General features: G+C 47.7%; 18 protein-coding genes. 10 read left to right on the top strand and 8 right to left on the bottom strand.

Annotation, left to right across the window (positions count from 1 at the left end):
• Positions 1-283 precede the first annotated feature (283 nt).
• Positions 284-427, top strand: a complete 144-nt coding sequence (gene cmpA, locus ACQSGY_RS17615) for a cortex morphogenetic protein CmpA (RefSeq protein ID WP_111270471.1) — start codon at positions 284-286, stop codon at positions 425-427.
• Between the two features lie 527 nt (positions 428-954).
• Here cmpA and ACQSGY_RS17610 read toward each other — a convergent pair.
• The 6 genes from ACQSGY_RS17610 to ACQSGY_RS17585 form a co-directional block, all read right to left on the bottom strand.
• A complete protein-coding gene (locus tag ACQSGY_RS17610; protein WP_427179439.1) occupies positions 955-3,168 on the bottom strand; it encodes a Tex family protein in 2,214 nt (737 codons plus the stop codon).
• A 450-nt stretch (positions 3,169-3,618) separates the two neighbouring features.
• A complete protein-coding gene (locus tag ACQSGY_RS17605) occupies positions 3,619-5,808 on the bottom strand; it encodes an alpha-galactosidase (RefSeq protein ID WP_427179437.1) in 2,190 nt (729 codons plus the stop codon).
• 246 nt (positions 5,809-6,054) lie between these two features.
• Complete coding sequence (locus ACQSGY_RS17600; RefSeq protein WP_024630714.1) at positions 6,055-6,405, bottom strand: type II toxin-antitoxin system PemK/MazF family toxin; 351 nt, start codon at positions 6,403-6,405, stop codon at positions 6,055-6,057.
• Between the two features lie 3 nt (positions 6,406-6,408).
• Positions 6,409-6,690, bottom strand: coding sequence for a CopG family ribbon-helix-helix protein (locus ACQSGY_RS17595; RefSeq protein WP_024630715.1), 282 nt, complete (start codon positions 6,688-6,690; stop codon positions 6,409-6,411).
• Positions 6,691-6,950: 260 nt separating this feature from the next.
• Positions 6,951-8,138: an alanine racemase gene (gene alr, locus ACQSGY_RS17590; RefSeq protein ID WP_427179435.1), complete on the bottom strand. Its 1,188-nt coding sequence runs from the start codon at positions 8,136-8,138 to the stop codon at positions 6,951-6,953.
• Positions 8,139-8,542: 404 nt separating this feature from the next.
• Positions 8,543-9,769, bottom strand: a complete 1,227-nt coding sequence (locus ACQSGY_RS17585) for a DUF4367 domain-containing protein (protein ID WP_427179433.1) — start codon at positions 9,767-9,769, stop codon at positions 8,543-8,545.
• Positions 9,770-10,019: 250 nt separating this feature from the next.
• Between ACQSGY_RS17585 and ACQSGY_RS17580 the strand changes: the two genes are divergently transcribed.
• The 5 genes from ACQSGY_RS17580 to ACQSGY_RS17560 all read left to right on the top strand — a co-directional run bounded on the left by ACQSGY_RS17580 (position 10,020) and on the right by ACQSGY_RS17560 (position 15,948).
• Positions 10,020-11,558 carry a serine hydrolase gene (locus ACQSGY_RS17580; RefSeq protein WP_427179431.1) on the top strand — a complete coding sequence of 513 codons (1,539 nt, stop codon included), beginning with the start codon at positions 10,020-10,022 and terminating at the stop codon, positions 11,556-11,558.
• Positions 11,559-11,959: 401 nt separating this feature from the next.
• Positions 11,960-12,448, top strand: a complete 489-nt coding sequence (locus tag ACQSGY_RS17575) for a hypothetical protein (RefSeq protein WP_427179429.1) — start codon at positions 11,960-11,962, stop codon at positions 12,446-12,448.
• Between the two features lie 225 nt (positions 12,449-12,673).
• Entirely contained in the window at positions 12,674-12,901 is a 228-nt protein-coding gene (locus tag ACQSGY_RS17570) for a helix-turn-helix transcriptional regulator (RefSeq protein WP_111270466.1), read from the top strand.
• Entirely contained in the window at positions 12,885-13,667 is a 783-nt protein-coding gene (locus ACQSGY_RS17565; protein ID WP_427179427.1) for a DUF3169 family protein, read from the top strand. The genes ACQSGY_RS17570 and ACQSGY_RS17565 overlap by 17 nt, the downstream gene beginning before the upstream one ends.
• A 49-nt stretch (positions 13,668-13,716) precedes the next feature.
• On the top strand, positions 13,717-15,948 hold the full coding sequence (locus ACQSGY_RS17560) for a serine hydrolase (RefSeq protein ID WP_427179426.1): 2,232 nt from the start codon (positions 13,717-13,719) through the stop codon (positions 15,946-15,948).
• A gap of 71 nt (positions 15,949-16,019) precedes the next feature.
• Here the strand turns inward: ACQSGY_RS17560 and ACQSGY_RS17555 are convergent, their stop codons facing one another.
• Both ACQSGY_RS17555 and ACQSGY_RS17550 read right to left on the bottom strand, forming a co-directional pair.
• Complete coding sequence (locus tag ACQSGY_RS17555; protein ID WP_427179425.1) at positions 16,020-17,075, bottom strand: hypothetical protein; 1,056 nt, start codon at positions 17,073-17,075, stop codon at positions 16,020-16,022.
• A complete protein-coding gene (locus ACQSGY_RS17550; protein ID WP_427179423.1) occupies positions 17,075-18,910 on the bottom strand; it encodes an HSP90 family protein in 1,836 nt (611 codons plus the stop codon). The genes ACQSGY_RS17555 and ACQSGY_RS17550 overlap by 1 nt, the downstream gene beginning before the upstream one ends.
• Positions 18,911-19,307: 397 nt before the next feature.
• Here ACQSGY_RS17550 and ACQSGY_RS17545 point away from each other — a divergent pair, with 397 nt between their 5' ends.
• The 4 genes from ACQSGY_RS17545 (at position 19,308) to ACQSGY_RS17530 (ending at position 24,228) form a co-directional block, all read left to right on the top strand.
• Positions 19,308-20,210: an ABC transporter ATP-binding protein gene (locus ACQSGY_RS17545; protein ID WP_427179421.1), complete on the top strand. Its 903-nt coding sequence runs from the start codon at positions 19,308-19,310 to the stop codon at positions 20,208-20,210.
• On the top strand, positions 20,203-21,036 hold the full coding sequence (locus ACQSGY_RS17540; RefSeq protein ID WP_216516282.1) for an ABC transporter permease subunit: 834 nt from the start codon (positions 20,203-20,205) through the stop codon (positions 21,034-21,036). The genes ACQSGY_RS17545 and ACQSGY_RS17540 overlap by 8 nt, the downstream gene beginning before the upstream one ends.
• 250 nt (positions 21,037-21,286) lie before the next feature.
• Positions 21,287-22,573 carry a DUF5050 domain-containing protein gene (locus ACQSGY_RS17535; RefSeq protein ID WP_427179420.1) on the top strand — a complete coding sequence of 429 codons (1,287 nt, stop codon included), beginning with the start codon at positions 21,287-21,289 and terminating at the stop codon, positions 22,571-22,573.
• Between the two features lie 236 nt (positions 22,574-22,809).
• On the top strand, positions 22,810-24,228 hold the full coding sequence (locus ACQSGY_RS17530) for a helix-turn-helix domain-containing protein (RefSeq protein WP_427179418.1): 1,419 nt from the start codon (positions 22,810-22,812) through the stop codon (positions 24,226-24,228).
• Positions 24,229-24,279 lie beyond the last annotated feature (51 nt).

Below are 24,279 nucleotides of genomic sequence, written 5' to 3'. Positions count from 1 at the left end.
TTCCCCTGCTCGTTTTGCAAAGAAATTTACGGACAAATCCGTAGCGTAAGTGTCTACTTTCTTGACATAGGTCCACTGAGATCGTTAGAAAACAAAAGCGTCTAATATCAGCCAAATAGCGTTTCTGGAGATCGTTAGAATTTGAAAGTAATGTCCCTTCCAAATGATTCATCTTATGCGGCGACCTTTTCATTTTCAGTTGACCTTGAGTAATCTCGCACAGTCCAGGCTATTGCTACATATGCTAACGTACAGATGAATTATGCAAAAGGAGGAGATTCCTTTGCCTCAATGGCTCTGCAACCAGCTTATGCGAGCGTTTCACAAAAAGGATAGTCGCCAGATCAAGCTGCTGAACGAATGTTGGTATTTCTATCGCAGCAAACCTGCGAACGGTTCACAGCGCAGCGTGGAAAATGAAATTTAAGCTGGCCTAAAAAGTTGGCCCACCTCCTGATGATTTCTGCATTAGCTTGGTTTTTCAATTCGAGTTGGTCTTATTCTCTGCGTCATCTTGCCTAGCGCCTCACCTCAAAGCTTGAGCGTCTCCTCCATACCATGCCATGTCCAACAAAATCATCCATTCCATATCAGAGCATGACGAATGCGAATACTTAAGCGCAAACAGCCTTCCCGAATCGGGAAGGCTGTGCCCTTTCATACGTTCACAATACGGCATGCTAGACATGCTTAGTAAACTCTACATCTACCCACGCATCTATCACATTTTTACTTTACGCCATGCACACAGCGCATAGAACCATATATTTGCCCTACTCCGTGCCCACACATCGCATCCATATCACTCTTTACTTACGTCATGCGCACACCTCATAGAGCCATATCTTTCCCCCATTCCGTGCTCGCACAACGCATTACCTGCTTACATCATTGCTTGGTGTCCGCTCATTCAAGCTTATGCATCGGAATACGCCTTATTTTCCATCCAAAAAATTACTTAGCAGAAGCAGGTTTTTTCATGGTCAGGCCTACACGGCCTTTTTTCGTATCCACATTCAGAACCCAGACTGTTACATTATCGCCAACAGATACAACATCCATCGGATGTTTTACATATCCGTTACTCAGTTGAGATATATGGACCAGCCCGTCGCTCTTGATCCCGATATCTACGAAGGCACCGAAGTCAATTACGTTGCGCACGGTACCCTGCAGCTCCATACCTTCCACCAGATCTTCGATTTTCAACACGTCCGTACGGAAGATTGGCAGCGGCATTTCTTCACGCGGATCGCGCCCAGGACGCTGCAAGCTGTCCAGAATGTCGCGCAGTGTAGGCACACCTACATTGAGCTTCACAGCCAACTGCTCTGTCTGCTGTTCAGACAGCAGCACAGATAACTCTTTGCTTCCAAGCTTGTCCAGCTCGATCTGAAGCTCCTTGAACAGCTGGTCTACAACCTTATATGACTCAGGGTGAATTGGCGTGCGATCCAGCGGGTTTTCCCCTTCCGAGATGCGCATGAAGCCAACGCACTGCTCATACGTTTTGGCACCAAGACGAGGGACCTTCTGCAGCTGGCGACGGTTTGTGAAGCGTCCATTCTCTTCACGATATTTAACGATGTTTTTGGCAATGGTTGCATTGACTCCGGCTACATAAGACAGCAAGGACGGTGAGGCCGTGTTCACATCCACGCCGACATGGTTAACTGCGGATTCCACAACAGCCTTCAGGCTCTCTTCCAGAACCTTCTGGGATACGTCATGCTGATACTGCCCTACACCGATTGCTTTTGGATCAATTTTCACCAGCTCAGCCAGCGGGTCCTGCACCCGGCGTGCAATAGATGCGGCACTGCGTTCAGCCACGTCCAGATCAGGGAACTCCTCCTGTGCCAGCTTGGAGGCGGAGTACACACTGGCACCAGCCTCGTTTACAATCAGGTAAACCAGGCTCTCGTCGCCATTCTCCTGAATAATCTCGGCAACAAACTGCTCGGTCTCACGTGACCCGGTACCGTTACCGATAACAATCAATCCGATATCGTACTGCTTGATCATTCGGTGGAATACTTCTGCCGCTTCCCGTTTCTTGTTATGCGGAGGTGTTGGATAAGTTACCGCGACTTCCAGCAGTTTGCCTGTATCGTCTACAACCGCCAGTTTACAGCCTGTACGATACGCGGGATCGACACCAAGTACGCGTTTTCCATGAATTGGTGGCTGTAACAGCAGATTACGCAGATTTGCGGAGAATACCGAAATCGCCTGATTCTCCCCTTTTTCCGTAAGCTCCGCGCGCACTTCACGCTCAATGGACGGTGCAATCAACCGTTTGTATGCATCCTCAATCACAGCTCGCAAAATGTCCTGTACCGCAGAAGCTCCGCGGATAATCTGGCCTTCCATATGACGGTGAGCCGGCTCAGAAGGAACATCAAGCCCAACCTTGAGAATGCCTTCGCGTTCTCCGCGGTTAATTGCCAGAATCCGGTGCGGCGGCATTTTTTTCGCTAATTCACGATAGCTGTAATAATTCTCGTATACTGACTCCTGCTCGGTATCTTTAGCCTCTGAAGTGAGTTGACCATGATCCAGCGTGTATCTGCGAATCCAGGCACGAATAGCTGCATCATCGGCAATGTTCTCGGCGAGAATGTCCTTGGCTCCTTGCAAGGCAGACTCTGCATCGTCAACACCCAGTTCTGCATTGATGTAACGTGCAGCCTCTAGAAGAACATCTCCCTGCTTAGGCTGTCCCCAGATCCACACCGCAAGCGGCTCCAGACCTTTTTCTTTGGCCACACTGGCACGAGTTTTCCGTTTCTGACGATACGGACGGTACAGATCCTCCACTTCCTGCAGCTTTACAGCCTGCGTAATGGATTTCGCCAGTTCTTTCGTCAGCTTGCCCTGCTCGTCTATGATACGAATGACCTCCAGCTTGCGGTCCTCCAGATTACGAAGATACACGAGTCTCTCTTCGATCTGGCGCAGCTGGTTCTCATCCAGTTCTCCAGTCATTTCTTTACGGTAACGCGCGATAAACGGAATGGTATTGCCTTCGTCCAGCAGCTCCGATGTCGTTCGAACCTGCTTCAAAGACAGTGACAGTTCCTTGGCTACCTGTTTGATAATTCGTTCTTGGCGTTCCGCCTTTAATGCTTCTTCATTGGGTCCCAGAACCGTTTCCTGATCAGACAAATAAATCCCTCTTTCCTTCCTGAATACTTCATGCTTCTCATTTCAGGGCAGCTCTGCTGCTGTAATAACAGTATTAGTTACATCTCCAAGCTCATGCGGCTTAGTTCACACTCTACCCTATATTATCACAAAATCACGTTGAATTTTCTATCCTTCCGCAGGCATGCATCCTATTACGTTGTTATACTCCTCAACATCCTTCCCCGTTGAACGAAAAAAAGACCGGGAATGCCATAATGACATCCTCGGGTCTTCTTCATTAGAAAAAAAACTGGAAGAGCGAAGCGTTCGCCTGAAAGCTTTCTGCAAGAAAGCTACATCGGAAGCATATGCTTATCTCCGGATTCTCCCCTTTTGAAAAGGGAATTCAAAAAATATGGGGATAACCGCTACTCTCCAGGTTATTCTGTCATCGGAGTAAACTCGTGTAAAATCTCTAGTTCAACTTATTTACACACGTTCAAATCGGAACATTTCGCTCAAATAATCTCCCGACTCGCTACCCACAGCGATACCGCCATACATCAAGGCATCACCAGTAAATGTCTCTGATCCGCCTTTCAGACGATAGTCAGCATCTGGATCGAGTCCTTTCAACTTCAGACGCTGAAGCGGTGCATTCGGTTCAGAGAGAACACGGAAGTAGAATACAATCACTTCACTGCCGTCCGGTGCAATGAACATCCAGGCTGTCTCGTTGCCTTCAAATGGGCTAAGCAGACGGCGGAACTTACCATATTGCACGGTGCTGCGAATCTCCTTGTACAGCTCAACCTGCGCCTTCACAATGGCATTTTCTTCTTCTGTGAACTTTGTCAGATCCAGCTCATACCCGAAGTTGCCCGACATAGCGACATGGCCGCGAATCTCCAAAGACGTGATGCGGTTCACCTGATGGTTAGGCACAGCTGAAATATGTGATCCCATCGAGCTTACAGGATATACCAGACTTGTCCCATATTGAATCCGCAAACGGGAAATTGCATCCGTGTTATCGCTGGTCCATGCTTGAGGCATGTAATACAGCATACCCGGGTCAAAACGCCCACCACCGCCGGAGCAGCTTTCGAACAAAATATTCGGGAAGGCTGTAACGATACGCTCCATCACTTCATACAGACCGAGCATGTAGCGATGAGCTGTTTCACGCTGTCTGTCAGCCGGGAGCAAGGCAGAGCCCACCTCTGTCATGCTCCGGTTCATGTCCCATTTCACATAAGTAATGGGTGCAGACCCCAGAACATCAGACAGCATGCGCACAATTTCGTCACGCACATCCTGGCGGGAGAAGTCCAGCACAAGCTGCTGTCTTCCTTCGGTACGGCGGCGATCCGGCACATGCAGACACCAGTCGGGATGTGCACGATACAGCTCACTGTCCGGCGAGATCATCTCTGGCTCGAACCACAGACCAAATTGCATATCAAGACCTGTTACACGGTTAGCGAGGTCATCCAGCCCTTGTGGAAGCTTGTTCTTGTCTACAATCCAGTCCCCTAACGACGAGTTATCACTGTCCCGGTGACCAAACCAGCCATCGTCCAGCACGAACAATTCTATGCCGAGCTGTTGACCGGCGCGTGCAATCTGCTCGATTTTGTCCGCATTGAAATTAAAATACGTCGCTTCCCAGTTATTCACCAGCACTGGACGCTCTGCATTGCGGAATTTACCGCGTGCCAGACGTTCCCGGTACAGCTCGTGGTAGGATTGGGACATGCCATCCAGACCTGCTGCAGAATAAACCATCACCGTCTCCGGGGTCTGGAACGATTCCTGCGGCTCAAGCTTCCAGCTGAACTCAAACGGATTGATACCGACGGATACACGCGTTGTAAAGAACTGGTCCACTTCTGCCTGTGCGGTAAAGCTTCCGCTGTATACCAGACTGAAGCCGTATACTTCACCATGATCTTCGTCCGTTCCCGGTGTCATCAGGGCGATAAACGGATTCTGCTGATGGCTGCTGGCGCCACGACGGCTCTCAATGCCCTGCAAACCGGAAGCGAGCGGACGGCGAACGATATCACGTTCACGGGTCCATGCACCCGAGAGCTGCAGCAGCTCATAATCCGCATGCGGCAGATCTACTGAAGAGCTGAGAGCCCGAAGCACATTCACAACGTTAGCGCTCTCATTTACGATACGCATAGAGCGTGTAATGGCATTAAAAGCAGTAAATGCAGTATACATCAGTTCAATTTTAACGCCTGACACCTTGTCCTGCATCTCGATAACCAATGTGTCTGCTTCATCCTCGGATTCAACATACGTTGCAGGCAGTCCCGCTAACCCTTCTTTCCCCTTAACCACTCGGTGGCCTTTATACGTAAATTCGGATACCGATGAGCCATTCTCCAGCTCCAGTTGAACTGCCGGATTGCGGAAATCACTCGTACCATAGACGGGTAGCTCCACTGGCAGGGTGTCGAACGAGATCGTGCGATCCTCAGGCACCGGGTTCGGGCTGAAGGACGCTCTTTCGGTCCGTACATGAAGCCAGCTCAGGTCGGTATCACGCAATTTTTTGCCATAATACAAATGCACCAGATATCCCGAAGGCAGCACTTGAAGTACGTAACTCGCCTCGCGGGTCTGTAAGTGGAACTGAAGTTTCTCTTGATTGATGTAAATGCTCATATGTCTCCTCCATCTATCTATATAGGTCTTTCGGGTAAACGGTTTCTCAGGTTTCATTATAACGAAAAGCTTCTCAATGTTCTACGCTTTCAAACATTTCATCTCGCCGTAACCAAAAGAGCGCACAACACCTATCAAAGGTATCATACGCTCTCTTGGTTACATTCTGAAATTGTGTGTTCCTTCGCAGGAACATCCGTTGTCAACGAACAGGCGACAAAACGCATACAGCGCTATGTTATCGACCTAGAAATCAATTAAGCCCAAGCTGATCTGCAACGCTTCGTTGACCAGTTTCATGGTCTCTTCATCCAAATGCGTAATTTTGTCAGTCAGCCTCTGCTTATCAATCGTCCGAATCTGTTCGAGCAAAATCACCGAGTCCCGGTCAAAGCCATGAGCAGCCGCATCAATCTCGACATGCGTCGGCAGCTTTGCCTTCTGAATCTGAGCGGTAATAGCCGCCACGATACATGTTGGACTGAACCGGTTGCCGATATCGTTCTGGATCACCAGAACCGGCCTGACTCCACCTTGCTCGGAACCGACAACGGGAGAAAGATCCGCAAAAAAAACGTCACCACGTTTTACGATCACTGTCTACACCCCGCTAACTAAGCGGTCCAGAGTGCTGTCCGCATCTTCCTCCGCGTGAAAGGCTTCGGATGCCATGGTCAGATTAATCTTCGCCATCTCCATGTACCCACGCTGCATTGATTCACGGATATAACGTTTCTTCCGCTCCGTCAAGTACAGCTTCATCGCTTGCCTAATCAATTCGCTGCGGTTGGAATTCTCCAGCGCTACGATGCCATCCACTTCCTGCAAAAGATAATCAGGCAAACTGATCATAATCCGCTTGGTGTTCTGCAAGTTGGCCACCTTTCTTCCACCCCCACAAACCTTTCGCCATTGTGAACCAGTATTACGCTTTTCCAGAACTTTTATACAAAGGAATATATATGCCCCGCGTATATCAAGTATGCTGTACTCCATTATAAACACGGGAAACATTATTCGTACAGACCAAACATCGCATTTCAGGATTTCATTCCGACATATCGTACATATTTCGCGATGCGGCGACAGTTTTCCTTCTGTTCTGAAAAAAAGTTTACCGGTAATCGTGTCCAATTAGCGAATCAGATTGTCAAAAGCGGATTCATTCTGGCGACTACCTCACCATCACGGATATAGACCCGTGGAATGCGATGGGCCATCATGCAGATCACTTCATAGTCAATCGTACCTATCTGGTCTGCCACCTCGCTGGCGGTAATGACTCCATCCAACTGGTGACCGATGAGAACAACCTCTTCGCCGGCTTGAATTTCTTCCGCTTCCTGTGCGAAAGATTGTAGCGACACCATACACTGGTCCATGCAGATTGTACCGACAACAGGAACACGGCGGCCACGCACAAGGACTTGTGCTTTGCCCGTCAGCATTCTTGAGAATCCATCTGCATAACCGATAGGCAAGGTCGCTATTCGTTCATTTCCCTGCGTAAAATAACGGGTTCCATAACTGATTCCCCAATGAGGGGGCAGTGTTTTGACCAGAACCGCTTTGGTCTTCAGTGTCAATACCGGGAGCAGCTTCACTGCCTGATGATTCACCTCAGTGGAAGGGTACAGCCCATACAGGCTGATGCCCACACGCACCATATCATACGATAATTCAGGTGTATCAATGGCAGCGGCACTGTTCGCCGTATGTATAATCGGGATGACACATCCCTGATCCCTAAGCGTCTGTGCAACGCTCTGAAACCGTTGATACTGCTCCAGTGTATAGGTCTTGTCTTGTTCATCTGCTTTGGCATAGTGCGTGAACATGCCTTCAAGCATAACCTGCTCCATGGAGGACACTTCCTGAATAAATTCAATAGCCTCATGTCCAGGCAGCAGCCCCAGTCTGCCCATACCGCTGTCAATTTTGATATGCACTTTCAGCTTATTGGCAAAGCAGCTGGCATCCTGTTGTCTGATTGCCTCTAGCACATCTCTGCTAAACAATGTGATGGTCACATTATGCTGCCATGCTGCAGCAACACCTTCAGGCGGCGTATACCCCAATACCAGAATCGGACTTGTAATACCGTGCAGACGCAGTTCAAGCGCTTCGTCAAGAAAGGCCACGCTTAAATAATCCACACCCAGTCGTTCCAGTTCTCGGGCCATCTCCACCGCGCCATGCCCATATGCGTTGGCTTTAACACAGGCGAGAAATTTTGTCCTCTGAGGCAAAGCCTCACGGAAAGCTGTTACGTTGCTTCGCAGATGATCCAAATTAATCTCCACCTGGGTCGGCCGATATTGTCCTTGCACGTTAAGTCACCTTCTCTAATCTTCTTAATCCGGCTCACGTCAGACTCCATCGTAATGCTACAGCATGTGACTGTCAAATGAACAGAAATTTCACAGCTGTGAATCTATGCTGCCGGAGCCTGCTTGTGACCCTAATCAAGCACAGAAGAAGAGCAATAAGCAATATAACCTGATGGCATACCCGCATATAGAGTCACCTCAAATATATTCTGCTTACATCGACATATTACCCGCTTCAGTCCGCATAGAAGCGTATTTTGTTTATTTTGAACTGAAGCTGCCAGCATCTTCTGTACTTACTAAAACGGAACAGAGCATCGTTGAAACGAAATAGAGCACCAGAGAAACGACGTCTCCGATGCTCTATAGCATTCCTTACGACAAGACAGCTATGCGTGTCCTTTTTATTTGCCTGACTCTTCCTGCATGGAGGTCGCGATACGCACCATCTCATTCTCAGGCAAATCCGCGCTGGTAATCCGGTATTCCACACCATCTACGGTCCATGTCAGCGTCTGTAAAGCATCCCCGCTAATCATACCTGCGGTGAATCCGAGATCAACCAGACGTGAAGGAGCAAGAGACACCGCACGATCCTGAGGTCTTGCTTCAAATATCGTGTAGTTATATGTGCCCTCGTAGCGAAGCAGGACGGAATAATCCCCGGCTTCCTCCAAAATCTGATCATCCTTCAGCTTGACTCCTTCGGGTGCATAAGTCGGTTGAATGACGCCAAAGCTGTCTGATTCTTTCGGAGCAGCTGAGGTAGGCTCTTCGCTTCCCTGCTCACTGGTTGCCCCTGCTGATCCTTCATGATTTTCAGTTCCTGGTGGCTTCGTTCCATCGCTTACACCTGACTGTCCGTCAGTAACAGCTCCGTCGGCATCCGGCGTCTGAGGATTCGCAGGCTGTTGTGCGCCTGCATCATCGGTCTTCTCTGCAGGAGCTACACCTGCATCTGTGCCAGTTCCGGCTCCTGTTTTATTTCCCTCTTCCGTTGCAGCCGTCATATTCCGCTGCATGTCAAAAGCATCTTTGCCAAAATCAGCTCCAAATTTGAAGCTGTCAAACTTCACGTCCACAACGACATTAGCGTTGGAGTCGGACACCTCCACCTGTTTCGGAGCGTAATCGCTTTTATTCAGCCAGATTTTCTGTCTGACCAGTGCATGTGTATTGTAGTTGGCAGCAACATCAAATACATAGCTCTCTTTTTCATCCGCAAACTGCCGAGTTTTATCTCCGGTAATGCTTCGAATTAACGTTTCATACAAGTAAACCTGACCCTGATTATCCGGCCAATCGCTTTGGAAGCGGAAGCTTTTATTCTGACTCGGTGTCAGTACAAACACGCCTTCATCATTACGAAGCACAATCTGTGTAACGTCTTTCTTGGCATTTGTCAGTGCAATACGATAATAGGAAGGCTTCTGATGCCACACCTCGACCTTATACTGCTGCGGTGTTTCTCCAGTATGCAGTGTCATGACACCTGCTCCCTGGTAACTTTCCATCTCTCCAACGACTTCGTTCAGATCTTTGACCACAGCTGCCGCATCCTTCTTCCCGCAGGCGGCAAGTAAGGCCGATAAGACCAATACCATGGCAAGCATCCATGATATTCGGCGCATGACATCATCCCCTTTAGCACATGTTTTCACTTCAGGATTGTGCATACAGCAGAACCCCTACTTGATTAGTACATGTTATGAGGGACTTGTTCGATATATGCGGACTAGTTTGACAAGCAATGCCCGAAACTGTGAAAACCCCAAGGCTGAGAAGCAAATCCGTCTTGGGAAGGATGAGAATTTTATCCAAAACAGGGATAATGAATGAAGTCATAATCGATGCCACAGGTTCTCAGAATGGAGGATGGAAATGACAATTAAAACTACGACTGAAACCACAGCCACAGCAACACCACTTCAAAATAAACTTGAAGGATTAGACAACTTTGTCACCAATCAACTTGAACAATGGAAGGGAGTTGGTACAGCAGTTGCTGTCATTCACAAGGATCAAGTCATCTGGTCCAAAGGATATGGTTACCGTGATCTGGAAAAAAAACTGAAGGTTACATCTGACACCCTGTTTGCCATTGGCTCCAGCACCAAAGCATTCACCGCAACAGCAGCGGCACAGCTTGTAGATGAGGGACTGCTCGATTGGGATCAACCAGTCAAAAGCTATTTGCAGGATTTCCAGATGTTCGATCCGGTTGCTACAGACCGCCTTACTATGAGGGATATGTTATGTCACCGTTCAGGTCTGCCAAGGCATGAAATGGTCTGGTACAATTCCCCTCGCTCCAGAGAAGAACTGGTGCACAGCCTGCGCTACCTTGAACCGAACCAGAACTTCCGCAGTAAATGGCAGTATCAAAACCTGATGTACATGACTGCCGGTTATCTCATCGGTCACCTCAAGGGAACTTCATGGGAGCAGGTTGTTCAAGATCAATTGTTATCCCCGCTGGGTATGAACTCCAGTCTTTTTACGGTCCAAGAAATGCAGGAGCAAGCGGACTACGCCCTGCCTTACATGGAGCAGGAAGGACAGAACGTGAGCATACCTTTTCGTATCATTGATACAATTGGCCCTGCTGGCTCAATCAACAGCAACCTGAAGGATATGACTGCATGGCTTCAGCTCCAGATACAGCATGGCAAATGGCAGGACAAAGCTCTCGTTTCCACAGAACAGATGGCCGAAATTCACCGGCCTCAGATGGTTTCTGATTCTCCATTTCACAGCAAAGAACTGCCTGTCAGCACATACGGCCTCGGGTGGATGATAGAGCCTTACCGAGGACACGCCATGATTCACCATGGCGGAGCTATCGACGGTTTCGCTTCACAAGTTGCCTTTTTGCCGGATGAACAGATCGGAATCGTTGTTTTAAGCAACACCAATGGAAGTGTTATCCCTTATACGGTTGCCTTTTATATTATGGACTGTGTTCTCGGATTGGAGCCTAAGGACTGGACCTCCACCCTTTTGAAACTCATGGGACAGGGAGAACAGGAAGCAGAGCAGCCAGCACAGAAGCAACTTGAAGAGACACTAGCCAATGGAGAAGCACAGGCAGAGGAAAAAACAAAACCTGAGAAGACCTCTGCGCCGCTTCCCCTGGATGCCCCAGCCTCTACTTATACCGGAATTTACCAACACCTTGGTTATGGGGAACTGCTTGTGCATGAGACAGATCAGGGGCTGCAAACGAGATTCAACAACATCGACATGCCTATGCAGTATGTTGGCAAGCATACGTTCTCTGTCTCACTGGTCCTGTTTGGCTTGGATATGGATTTTACATTTGAAGTAAGCGAGGATCAGCCCTTACCAGCTGCCTCGGTATCCGCTCCGTTGGTGCCTGAAGCAAATGCCAATCCGATTGTATTTACCAGAATTTCGTAATCCTCAAGATATGCCTAACGAGAACAGCAAACGAGAAACACAAGCAAATAGATCATTTGAAGAGGCTGCCTCAAACGTCCTTAAAAACATACATCGGTAAAAAAGTTAACAACGATACATCCATGATATATTGAATATACAAAAGAAGCCCTCACTAGAAATGGTTGCTCGACACTTCCATTTTACCTAGGAAAGGCTTCTTTTGATTGTACAATTTTGGAGAATAGGCCTGCTCTAGCCGTTTTTAGTTAAAAAATGTATCAATTGGATTTTTCCGCACTCTCCCCTCTACCGTCAGTTAGAAATGAACAGAAAAATCGAAGGTCTACGATATCTTATTGAAACAACACTACAGAATACTGCGTCAAACATATATCAACTAAATCAATCGGAGGCTACTAATGATGAAAACTGCAGGTATGCTTAAGTTCATCGCCCCTTTGCTTTTATTCGTTATTTCAGGATGTTCATTCAACGAAGCAAATAATAATCCGCTTTTCCTTCTCAATGTAGATGCACCAACTGAAGTGAAAATCAATGAACCGTTTACCGTAGAGGCCGTCTTACGGAATAAAGGTACAGATACGATCCAATTGGAGCATGGAGTAAATATGTTTACCTATACTCTTTTGGATGAAAAAGGGAAAGCTATAGATCATGAAACAGAAAATTCGATAGTAAATGGTATTGGAATTAGCACATCAATCAATTCGGGTGGCAGCTATAGCTATGACGGTGGTGAGAATGTATCTTCGCCACAGAATGTTCTGGAGTTAAAAACTACTGGGACGTATTCTTTAGTAGTTCATGCAAAGTTTAGAGCACAAATTGACGGTAAATGGCAAGATATCGAATTAACCTCTGCCCCAGCTTCATTAACTGCAAAGTAGAAAAATACTGAAAAAAAGCGAAATTCCGATTTTACAGAATTTCCCTTTTGTATGTATGCCACCAAAACACATTATATCGTTTACTGGAGCCTTTTTAAGGCTCCTTTTTTATGCTTAATCCAGCTATACACAATCATAAATCTCGTAAATTATCATTATCATTTTGTATATTATAGTTTACATTTTGAAAATAATCATATACATTATAACCATGGAGGTGAGTGTGTGGAGGAATTACATAATCATGTTCGGGAATTCCGGGCGAGAGACCGTCTCTCCCAGGCTGAACTCGCAAAGCTCATCGGTGCATCCCGTCAAACGATTGCTCTGATTGAACGCGGAGATTATTCTCCCTCGGTCGTTCTTGCTTTGAAAATAGCTCATGTTTTCGGTGAGTCTGTTGAAAAAATATTCGAGTTGAAAGGTGGAATTACTCATGAATCAAGCAGCTAATGCCGCATCCTCCAAAAAACGACGAATGCGCCTTCCGCTATACGCGGCCGGTGGTGCCGTTGTCGGTTTTATGACCGCAGCTTTGTTTAGAAAATTGCCTTCCGACCTGAACTGGACTCCGTCCATTTATTATGACTATGACTTGCTATTCCTGCTTGTTGCTCTGATGTTCCTCGTAACGGTGATCTGGAACAGCATTAGTCTGGCTCGCACACCATCCTTCCGCCCCGAGGAACCGGATGCAGATTTTAAAGATGATAGTACCTCCGTGAGTTCCCCTGCGGAACGTTCGCTGGGAAGAGCCTTAATGCTTAGCAGCTTCGGGGTCATTACAGCATGTGCATGGGTTGCCTTGGCCTTGTCTTTATACGAGGCAAACAGCCACGCTGCTGAATCTCCAAATCTATTTATTCTCGGGAATCTTGTTGCCGCATGTATCTCGATCATAGTCGTCGTTGTTCTGCAGAACCTCACAATCAAGCGGTATAATCGATATTTCCCTGAGCGTGCCCTGGATTTGGATTCATTAAATATGAAAAAAAATCATTTTAAAAAGCTGGATGAAGGTGAAAAGTGGATTGTCTATCGCGCAGCCTATCGTTCGTTTCAGATGATGAACCTGCTTCTGGGCATTGGAATGGCTGCATTGGTGTTATATTCTGTACTCTTTACCTTTACCGCTTTCCCAATCGTGCTGCTGGCTGTCATCTGGATGATTAACATCGGCGTTTATTTTCGTGAAACCTATCGCGCCCAGAACCAGTAATACACAGTGAACAGCCTGCTTTGGTAAAAATAACTAAAGGAGTGATGACGTGAATTTATTTTATCGAAATCGTACTACCCGTTCCACCTGGACTACCCTGACCAGCGCAATGTTGGCGGCAGTTCTGTCCCTAAGCCTCTTGGTACCCCAAGTGCAAGCAGAGGCCTCTTCATCAGCAGCTGACAATGCTAAGCCGGTAACGCTAAATACCGAGTCTGCCACCGCTTTTCTGGATGAATTCTTCGCATCGCCTGAAACCAAACCCCACTATGTTGGTGCTTCAGTTGTTGTGGTAAAGGATGGTCAAGTGCTGACCGAAAAAGGATACGGCTATGCCGATCTGGAGCAAAAAACACCTGTCGATCCAAAGAACACCGCTTTTCGTGTCGCCTCTGTCTCCAAAACCTTTACAGCCGCTGCAGTCATGCAGCTTGTGGAGCAAGGCAAGGTGGACCTGAAGGCCGATTTTCAGACCTATGTGAAAGGTTTGCAATTCGAGAATCCATTTAACACTCCTGTAACCGTAGAACACCTGCTGACACATACGACCGGATTTGAGATTCGTGATCCACAGCTGGAAGACATCCACACAGACCCTGACAAGTACATAACGATGGAGGACTATGCCAAGCAGCACATGCCTCCTGTTGTACGAAAGCCTGGTAGCGCCTACATGTATGATAACTTCTCGTTTTTGCTGCTTGGGTTGATAGTGGAAAATGTCAGCGGCGAGCGGTTTGAAACATACATGCAAGAGCATATCTTCCAACCGTTAGGGATGACAAGCAGCAGCTTTTTGCTGAATGATACGTTCAAGAAAAAGCTTGCTACCGGTTATGATGCAGCACACAAGCCGGTTGACCTGTACTTCCTTGATCCAAATCCGATGCCTCAAGGCGGCATGCTGTCTACCGCAGATGACATCGGCAAGTTTATGATCACCTTTCTGAATGAAGGCAAGAAGGATAATCAACAGATTTTGAAACCTGCTACTGTGAAAAGCATGGAGCAGTATCGTTCCTCCATTCATCCGCTTATGCCGGATACAACTTATGGTTTTGAAGCACCATTCCAGATCGCAGGAGCAGGAAGCAGCTCCAAAGTGATTACCAAAGCAGGCGACCTGACAGGTTACAGCTCTTATCTCTTCTTTATTCCCGAGCAGAACACAGGGGTCTTCCTGACGTATAATCAGAACGGGGCTATTCGAAGTATGCTTTACACGGCCTTTATTCAGCATTTCTATCCGCAATACGCTAAACCAGTACAATTCAAGGAATACACACCGCAATCTGCGGAAGAGCTTCGGCGTTTTGACGGTTTGTACGCTGACCTTCGGATCAGCACAATCATCAGCAAGCTGCAAGCTGGCGGCGAAACGTCCAGTGCGCTCAGCATTAGTGATCCGTTCATTGGCGAACGTAAGCTGATTCAACTGGAAGACAATCTGTTCAAAGATGAATTAACCGGACAGTTCACGGCATTCAAAACATACGAAGACGGAACCACTTATATGAGAGAGCCTTATCTCAACCCATTCGGGTATGCTAAAAAAGGACAAAACGCTGCTGGCTTCCGGGATGTTCCGAACAACAGTCCTTATGCTCAAGCCATCCATGGTTTGCAATCTCTTGGATATCTGGAGAATGAAGCTAACCAGTCTTTCAAGCCCAAAACAGCAGTAACCCGAGCTGAATTTATCAAGGATATTCTGAAATTAAGCGGGCTCAAACCAAGCAAAACAACACCGCCCTCGGATACCGACTGGGCAGATCATACGGCGGCTGGCTATATCCAGCTTGGTTATGAAATGGGTCTGATTACGGGCGCAGATGAGAAACAGTTCAAACCGGATCAAGCTATCGTTCGGCAGGAAGCGGCGGTGATGTTATGGCGAGCTTGGCAGCTGCAGTATGCAAGCGAACTGTTCAAGGACGTTAAGCTTGCAGGCCATACCGATGCTTGGGCTGTGCCTGCGGTGCAAATGATGGTGAAGCTGGGCATCTACGGCCCTGAGGTTAAAATCCTGGAGGATGGTTCAGCGGACTTCCTGTCACGCAAACCTCTCATTCGCCAGGAACATGCTGCGATCATGTATGCGTTAATTACACAGCCGACAGATCGCATCGTCGCTGAATTGATGGCTGCACAGCAGCCAGAGCAACCACAGCTGCCATCCGCGGAGGAAGCCGCTAAGGAAGCTGAAACGCCGGAGAGCAAGCCAGAGACTACACCGATTCCAACAACAGAGAGCGCTCCTCCAGCAACATCGGTTCAATAAATAGGCCATAAAAGTAAACAGCAAAAAGGCTTGCTCGAAAGGGATTCCCCTTCACGAACAAGCCTTTTTAATTATGCAATTAACGAGGATACATGGGTGTTTCCGTTACGCTGATCAAACTTGACTGCAGTAGCCCGGGCATGCTCTTCGAAATAGTCTGCAAGCTTGAGCAGATCCCCAGGGTCTCCTTCATACGGGAAGGAAGCTGGCAGACGTAGGCGATAGCCTTCCGCGTCTTTTTCTTCAGTCCAGCGCCGCAATAACGAAGCTGCCTTCGCATAATACATCATTTTGGCATATACATCTTCATGATCGGCTGCAAGCACCAGTGTTTCTTCGAGGATATCAATCCCTTTGGCCGGATTCGTAAGTGTGAGATACTCCATCTGCTCTGAAAAACTCTGCACGAAATCATTTTCACCTTTGATCAAACGATATCCTTTAACCTGATGTTTATCTGCTTCATCCTTCCGTCCCAGACGATACAGCGGCATCAGAACTTCGGACAAGGTCAGGTGTGGGATCTCCGCACAACTCATGCGTCCTTTGAGAATCGGCTTGGCCACTTCCAGCACCTTCTCGTCGTCTCCTTTTAACATAAAATAACGCATAATCTCATCCTGCTCACACGCCTCGCAGTCACTCATGAAGTCGCGGTCCAACGTTCTGAACTTGTCATAGCTGCGTCCCGCTTCCTCCAGTTCGCCGAAATCCATAAAAATACGGAAACGATAGTACCAGTAAGAACGCTCGCTGTACCCATAGGATTTGAAACGTGCTCCGAAATCCTCCAGCAGCTCCATAATCTTCTCGCGTGAAATCTCCGGAAAATCGGGCATTTTGCCAAGAATCCATTTGTACGACCACAGTAACGTCTCTTCATCATACATGTCTGGCTGCTGATCAAACTTGCCAAGCTGCCAGGAGAAAGCGATTAAAGCTTTCATCGGATATCCACAGAAGGTAGCTACATCCACAATCTCTGAGCGTGCTTCGTATGCTTCCTCAACCATACCATTGACATCAGCCACCCGTGCTGCTTCCTCCAGCAGACCGAGCTTCGCCGAACCATTTGGCAGCTGATAGGCCTCTTCCATCAAATCTTCAAAATCCATCTCTGTCTTCATCAGGCATCTCCCTCGTGATTCGTATTTGCACGTAAACCCCAATCAATAAACCGAACAATTCCCTGGTTCAATACCTCAAGCTCCTGCTTATTCATGGCATAATGCCCCATCATCAGTGCGTTGACATACAACATTTCAATAGCAATCGGTGTCATCTGGTTATCTGGTGATGTCAATACCCGTTTAATGATCGGATTGTTCACATTCAGATACAGGGTCGAGTACCCCGCTGAATTAATGCCTGCTGACAACGAACCGAGAACAGAGGAGAACAAGTCCGTGCTCTCTTCGCTCGCTTTTTCCAGCGCACGCAGCGTGGATGACTCCTGCGAAAGAGTGAACAACACCGGCAGGTCAGCTGGCTTGAAGCCCTTCACCTCTGCCCGGCAGCGGAATCGTTGTAACGCCGAATCGGCCAGACGCAATGCATCATAATATTGGTTACGCTCAGCAGGTGCAACATCCGTGAATGTCATCGATACTTCATCCGGCTCGATTCGCTCGGTCTCTACATTGTTCAGTATGAGAGGCAGCATCGCCATCAGTTCTTTATCGTAGATGTACCCTGCGTTAACGACCAGCATCGACTGCGCTGAAGCCACATGGTGAATCTGGCGGTATTCGTCAATGGAGCCGGTATAATATAGTGTCTCCCCTTCATCAATCAGCTCACCAAGCTCCCGGTGTCCTCGCGTTGTCTCAAAGGGCAGCCAGCGGTGAATCATTGCGTAGAATTCCTGGTCTTGGACAGCCAGTGCCTTCATCGAAAGGGCATGCAGACGAATCAGCTTCTGCAGCCGTTCGGTCTGCTGCTCAGCCATCTCTGCCAGCCCCATCCGCAGGGCGTCCCCGAGCTCGGAGCGCACTTCTTCCAGCTTTTCATTTTCGTAAAAATGCTCTCTCGAAGCTGTGGGCTGCAGCTCATCCGTCCAGATCAGACACTTTACAAAGAAGGCCCAGTCCGGCAAAATGTTCTCGGCTTTCTCCGAAATCAGCATGCGTTTCAGATACACCCGGTGAGATCGTTTCGCGTTCAAATTCACCGCATGCGGCAGTACATACGCGATACCTCCTGTGCGTCCGGAAGCGGTGGTCAGCGGGATAAAATCCTGAAACTTCTCGCCCAGCAGACGTTCCCCAAAAGCAAGCACTTCCGCCCGGCAGGAACGTGCCAGTTCAGGACGTGTAAGCCAGATGGGTGAATCGTTGTTCACAATCGTCTGGATTCCGTCATGAATCAGTGTGACTGGATAAGGCAGCAGAGCACCGTAATAGAATAGTGCTTCTTTCACATACTCCGCTTCGAAATAGTGAGCTGCATCCGGCGTGCATCGCAGATATACTCTGGTTCCCGGGGACAATTGTGTGTCCAGCTGTCTGATTGTATATGTACCGTCCGGCTTACCACGCCACTCCATGGACGGACCGCCCTTGACCGATTGCGTCAGCATGACGATCTCATGACTGACCATGAAACAGCTAAGCAGCCCGATGCCAAAACGCCCGATAAACGAGGTCTCGCCATCCAGCAGCGCCTGTTGACCACGCTTCGATGATTGGCCGATCATCGCCAGAAACTCATGGATGTCCGCTTCGGTCAAACCTACCCCGTTGTCCTCCACCATCATCGTTAATTGATCTCCGGTTCCTGTCAGCTCGATCCGAGCTTCTCCCTGATAACCAGGCTCCACTTCCTTGCGAGCAGTAATCGCATCTGTTGCATTTTGCATAAGCTCACGCAGAAATACTTTTGGACTGCTGTATAGATGATTCGATAAAATCTGGATCATACCGCTCAGGTTTACCTGAAAACGATATTCGTTGGGTGTACTCATGAATCTATTCACCTTTCCTTCCAAGTCCGACACAGCGGTAAGCAGTTGAAAGACAGCCACACTGAACATACTGATGTGTTAGACGAATTCATTATGTAAGCATCGTAATAAAGGGCATACGCTCCATAGGTCAAAGACCAAATTACGGGCCTATACTCTATTACGCCATTTACGATAGCAATGAAACGATAAAATTAAGTTCTTCTTTTCAAGGATACCTCGTACAGCTTGTCAAAAAAACAAACCTTAGACCCGATTTATTGAGATTTCCCGGGGAATTATGCACTCAAAACCCGGGACTATAGAAGTGAAAATACACTTCTTTAGTCATGCATTGAACGATTGGAGCCAGCTGCACGTATAATCATCAAACTCAGGAATTGGACGGTGATTGTACATGATTGAAGTACGTAACATAACCAAACATTTCGGCACACTGCCCGCACTGCTGGATGTCAGCTTCACTATACAGCAGGGCAGCGTGACGGGTCTGATCGGGCCTAACGGCTCGGGTAAAACGACCTTGATCCGCATCATGAACGGCGTACTTGGTGCAAACAATGGCCAAGTGATGATCCAGGGCATGAATACGTCGCAAGAGACAGAAAAGGTCCTGTCCATCTGCGGTACATTGACCGAGCAAAGCGGCTTGTATGAAAATATGAGCGGTCGGGACAACCTGCTTTTTTTCGCGGATGCCTTTGCATTAAAACGTCCTGCTGAACGGATTGACGAGCTCATTGAATTGCTTGAAATTCAGGAATATCAGCATCGCAAGGTTGGCACATACAGCACAGGTATGAAAAAAAGGCTGGGCCTTGCCAGAGTGCTGCTCCACCGTCCCTCTGTTCTCTTCCTCGATGAGCCGACCAACGGTCTTGATCCTGATGGAATTCAGATGGTTCTGCGTATCATTCGCCGGCTGAATGCGGAGCAAGGCATGACTATTCTGATCTCATCACATGTGCTGACCCAATTATCCGCTGTGTGTAATCATTATATTTTTATGGAGAAAGGTCGCATTGTGGAGAAGGGCACCGAACAGGAGATCATTCAGCGGTATCAATCTGAACCACGGCTGGAGGTCGAGGCAGATATGCCGAATGGCTGGATAACTGGAGCCTTCTCGCCTGTTACTGCAAATTCACATTCAGCTACGTTTCAGTTATCCTCTCGTGAACAGATTCCACAGCTGCTTCGGCAGTTAACCGAATGTGGTCAAGTGTATCAGGCACGAATCGAGGGCAATGATCTGGAAAGCATCTATTTTGCAATCAGGGAGGCAAATGCTCATGAATAATCGTCAAGCGCTGCGTGCAATCATTCGTAAAGATATCCGTTCGGTTACATCCAGTGTGCAGCTGTGGCTGCCTATGCTGATCGTACCCTTGATTATTGGCATCATTGTGCCCTCTGCTTTGATCTGGGCAGCATCCAGCATGAATCTGCATTCGATTAACAATATCAACGTCATTATGGAAACATTGAATAAAGCGATGCAGGGCGGACAGATGCCTTCTCTCGCTGGCATGACCACAGACAATCAACGGATCGTTTATTATCTGGGCTTATACATGTTCGCACCATTATTTCTCATCATTCCGGTAATGGCCTCCAGCATACTGACTGCGAACAGCTTCGCCGGAGAAAAGGAACGCAAAACACTGGAGGGACTCTTGTTTACCCCTATGAGCATGGAAACCTTGTTCACAGGCAAAGTGCTCGCAGCTCTGATTCCCTCTATTTTATTATCCTGGATTACATTTATCCTGTATGGCATCATTGCCAATATTCTGATGTATCCCCTGTTCGACAAGTTGATGTTCCCGAACGTGAACTGGATCATTCTGATCCTCTGGGTTGTGCCGACCTGCAGTCTTGCTGTCATTCTGCTCAATGTTCTTATCTCCGCGAAAGTACGGGGATTTCAGGAAGCCTATCAGCTCGGCGGACTTGTCGTACTGCCCTTGCTGGGTCTAATTGCTGGTCAGGCAACGGGCATGTTAATGATTGGGCCGTGGATGCTTCTGGGCACCGGAGCCGTCATGCTGATTATGAGCTGCATACTGCTTCGTCTGGTGACCGTCTGGAATCGCCGCCAGCAGCTCGCGGAAAGTCAGATTTAAGCTGCAAAATAAAAAGACACTCGTCTGAGCGCCCATATACTGAAATAATTTTATTTGTACAGGAATTTCGTGGTGGATATAGACATTATAGACAAGCCTCCAGTGGGAGGTGACGACTATGAGCTTCGCTTTTTCCGATGTTCTCATGATCACCTTTTTCCTCTAACAAATCTTCCATTGTTTACCGATATAAGCTACGATAGAAAAAAAGCAATACATACATAACACGATGAAAGGTGACGATGTTCAAATGAAGAAAAAGCCTGCATTTTTGCAGCGCGCCCTCTGCACTTTACTGCTTCTGAGTTTCGTGGCAGTCGGGGCATTAAGTGGAGGAACCAATACACAAGCAGCTTCACTAAGCCAATCTACCGTTTATTATGATTCGGATGGCGTGCTCTACAAAGTATCCGGTGATGGCAGCCAGACAACTGAGGTACTGCTTGATTTCGAAGGCGTGGATATGGTTGCAGCTGGATCGTATCTATATTACACACAGACTCCAACCTCCTCCACGCTGCTTCGCGTTTCGAATGACGGCTCCAGTGATGCAGCCGAGACCTTTGCTACCGATGTAATCAATTATTATGCAGATAACGGATTCATCTATTACCTGGACTCCAAGGGTAACATTTACCGCGCCAATGGTGATCAGGCTGCTTCCTCGGCTACCAAAATCACAGAGAAGGCGGATACGGATTTTCCACTACTTGTCGTGACCAAAGGACGTGTCTACTACAACGCACTGATTAACGGCAAGACCTGGGTTGCGTCCAAGGCCTCTAACGGCACAGGGTCAGTGCAAAGCCTTGCAAAAGGCGCTGTAGAGAGTCGTTATTTTGTAAACTTTGCGAAAAATGAATTACAGCTTATGGTCAACACCAATCCTGACGAGCGCTATTACTCCACCAATGCCATCGTCATGTACAAAGTCAACTACAATACAGGTAAAGGCGCTGCAGTAAATGCCAAAGCAAAGCTGGATGTCAATGCCGTGTATTCAGGTGGCTGGAGCAGCAATCTGTACGTGTACAATAAGGGAATCAGTCTGGACGCCGACAAGGAGTACAACTATACCCAAGGTAAAGCGTATGCCCTGACAACCTCAGGAAAAACGTTCCAGCTTCACTCCAAAAGTGTGCGTGAGGTCAGCTCGGTGGGAAGCGACAAGGTCGTAATTATTGATGCAGACAAAAAAGCTTATGCCAAAACGGTCACTGCTGCCAAGGTAAGCAAAACGACCAACCTGAATCTGAGCAATGTCACCTACATTATGAATCAGTACATGAATGACAAGGCCGAGGTAGCTTACATCTCTGGTAAAAACGGGCTCTATGCAGTCAGCACTGGGCTTAAGGTCAGCAAAATCGCTGGCGAGGAATGGGACACCTTCCACATGCGTGATGATGTTCCGGGTATCTTCTACATTCATGCCAATGACGAATACCGTTTATATTATTCTGCGGCCAATGGAAAAGGACAAAAAGCACTGAGTGACATTTTCCTGGATGACATTCTGTTGATCACACCGAATTAAAAAACATGCATGAACGTTTGTTTCATGTATGACTATGTATAGCTAGAATAAGGATGACTTTTTCAGCCACAGTGCTGAAGGTCATCCTTTTTAGTTTTCTTTTTACTATTTATTCTTTGCGATTTATGATTTGTGTTTCGCGTTTTGTGTTTCGTCAAAATAATTATTTCAAAACGTCTTCCATTTGAGAATGATAATTGTTATCATTAAGAAAATAAGACAAAAGGATGGTCCGAATGAATGAATCGTTTCCCCAATTAACCGAAACCTCTTCTCTGCCACTGCTCTCTTCAATGTGCCGTGTACGCCGCAGAAGACATTTTCGTGTACAAGGCATGACGGTAACCCGGCCCATACTTTGTCTTATTTTACAAGGCAAAGGCCTGCTGGCTCTGGACGATATCGTGCATGAAGCACAAGCCGGAGAATTTTTTATGATTAAACCGGGTACCACGATTGAAGCAGTATCCCATTTAGATATGACCGAATTTCTAATGTTAAGCATGGAACATATGCGTATGAAGCGAGTACGTGGTCAGTGGCAAATGACTCCCGCCCTCTCTCTTCCTTCGGATTGGCAAACAGGTAAAATACGAATTCGAAACGAACACCAGGCCGCATCACGCATGAGCAAGCTGTACGACTGTTATCGTGGCGAGCATGCGGATTACTTTATAAGCATACATAGCCAGCTGCATGAGCTGCTGCACTTCCTGTCTGAACACCGTCTGGAAGCTAATCTTGAAAAGGTAGATCCTGCGGTAGAACGCAGCATTACTTATATGCGACGGTTCATGAGTGAAGGCATCAGCATGGATCATCTGGCAAAAATCGCGGGTCTCACCCCGAGCTCATACTCTCGCAGTTTCAAAAAAGCCAAGAGCATGTCTCCTACCGATTATTTGAACCAGCTGCGTATTGAAGAAGCGAAGAAACAATTAACTGAGGAAAACTGCGTGCTCAAAGACGTAGCCGAATCGCTCGGTTATGGCAATGAATATTATTTTAGCCGCAAGTTCAAACAGCTGCTTGGTATTGCACCAAGTATATATATGAAGAAAAACCGTTTAAGAGTTGCTACAGTGTCCAGCATTGGACTGGACGAACAGCTAGGCTCGTTAGGATTGCAGCCTGTTGAATCACTGAATTTGAGTTTTCATCCAAAAACCAATCAAGCCATTGCAGCCACTTCGGCAAAACCCTTAGCGCAAACACCTGCGTTAACGAGCAAGCTCGATCGGCTGCGCCGCGCCAAGCCTGATCTGATTATCGGAGATGCTTCCTGTGAGCCGTATTATGAACATCTGAAAAATATTGCTCCTACCGTCATGATCGAAGAGACAAGCGACTGGAGGCAGACCTGCTTACGCCTGGCTGAGCTCACTGGCCGCGAGCCGCAAGCCAAACTGTACCTGAAGCAGGTAGCGTTCCAACAGCTGGAGGCTGGAGCATTTCATGCTTCCCATCAGGAGCGGAAACATACCGTTTGGGCAGAGCAAGCAAACACTCGCGGGGCATCATGCCCATTGCAAACTAGTGGCAGCAAATCATGGATGCCTTCCCGTCGGATGCAAAAAGGCAGCACAGTGGAGCCCGCGGCATCCCGAGCTTCTGCACATGTGAAAAAATCCAGCCTTAGTGTGATCGGACAATAATACAAAGAGACCCTCTCAGGCAGAAAGGGTCTCTTTGTATTATGCCACTAC

It is taken from the genome of Paenibacillus sp. TC-CSREp1 (assembly GCF_050171015.1).
GTDB classification, from domain to species: domain Bacteria; phylum Bacillota; class Bacilli; order Paenibacillales; family Paenibacillaceae; genus Paenibacillus; species Paenibacillus silvae.
Note: the sequence above shows the minus strand (reverse complement) of the source record. Positions and strands in the feature narration are given on the sequence as shown.

Excerpts from the sequence above, each read along its gene's own strand:
- ACQSGY_RS17605 (WP_427179437.1), bottom strand. The coding sequence starts at position 5,808 with ATGAGCATTTACATCAATCAAGAGAAACTTCAGTTCCACTTACAGACC.
- ACQSGY_RS17585 (WP_427179433.1), bottom strand. The coding sequence starts at position 9,769 with ATGCGCCGAATATCATGGATGCTTGCCATGGTATTGGTCTTATCGGCC.
- ACQSGY_RS17580 (WP_427179431.1), top strand. The coding sequence starts at position 10,020 with ATGACAATTAAAACTACGACTGAAACCACAGCCACAGCAACACCACTT.
- ACQSGY_RS17575 (WP_427179429.1), top strand. The coding sequence starts at position 11,960 with ATGATGAAAACTGCAGGTATGCTTAAGTTCATCGCCCCTTTGCTTTTA.
- ACQSGY_RS17565 (WP_427179427.1), top strand. The coding sequence starts at position 12,885 with ATGAATCAAGCAGCTAATGCCGCATCCTCCAAAAAACGACGAATGCGC.
- ACQSGY_RS17555 (WP_427179425.1), bottom strand. The coding sequence starts at position 17,075 with ATGAAGACAGAGATGGATTTTGAAGATTTGATGGAAGAGGCCTATCAG.
- ACQSGY_RS17550 (WP_427179423.1), bottom strand. The coding sequence starts at position 18,910 with ATGAGTACACCCAACGAATATCGTTTTCAGGTAAACCTGAGCGGTATG.
- ACQSGY_RS17545 (WP_427179421.1), top strand. The coding sequence starts at position 19,308 with ATGATTGAAGTACGTAACATAACCAAACATTTCGGCACACTGCCCGCA.
- ACQSGY_RS17540 (WP_216516282.1), top strand. The coding sequence starts at position 20,203 with ATGAATAATCGTCAAGCGCTGCGTGCAATCATTCGTAAAGATATCCGT.
- ACQSGY_RS17535 (WP_427179420.1), top strand. The coding sequence starts at position 21,287 with ATGAAGAAAAAGCCTGCATTTTTGCAGCGCGCCCTCTGCACTTTACTG.
- ACQSGY_RS17530 (WP_427179418.1), top strand. The coding sequence starts at position 22,810 with ATGAATGAATCGTTTCCCCAATTAACCGAAACCTCTTCTCTGCCACTG.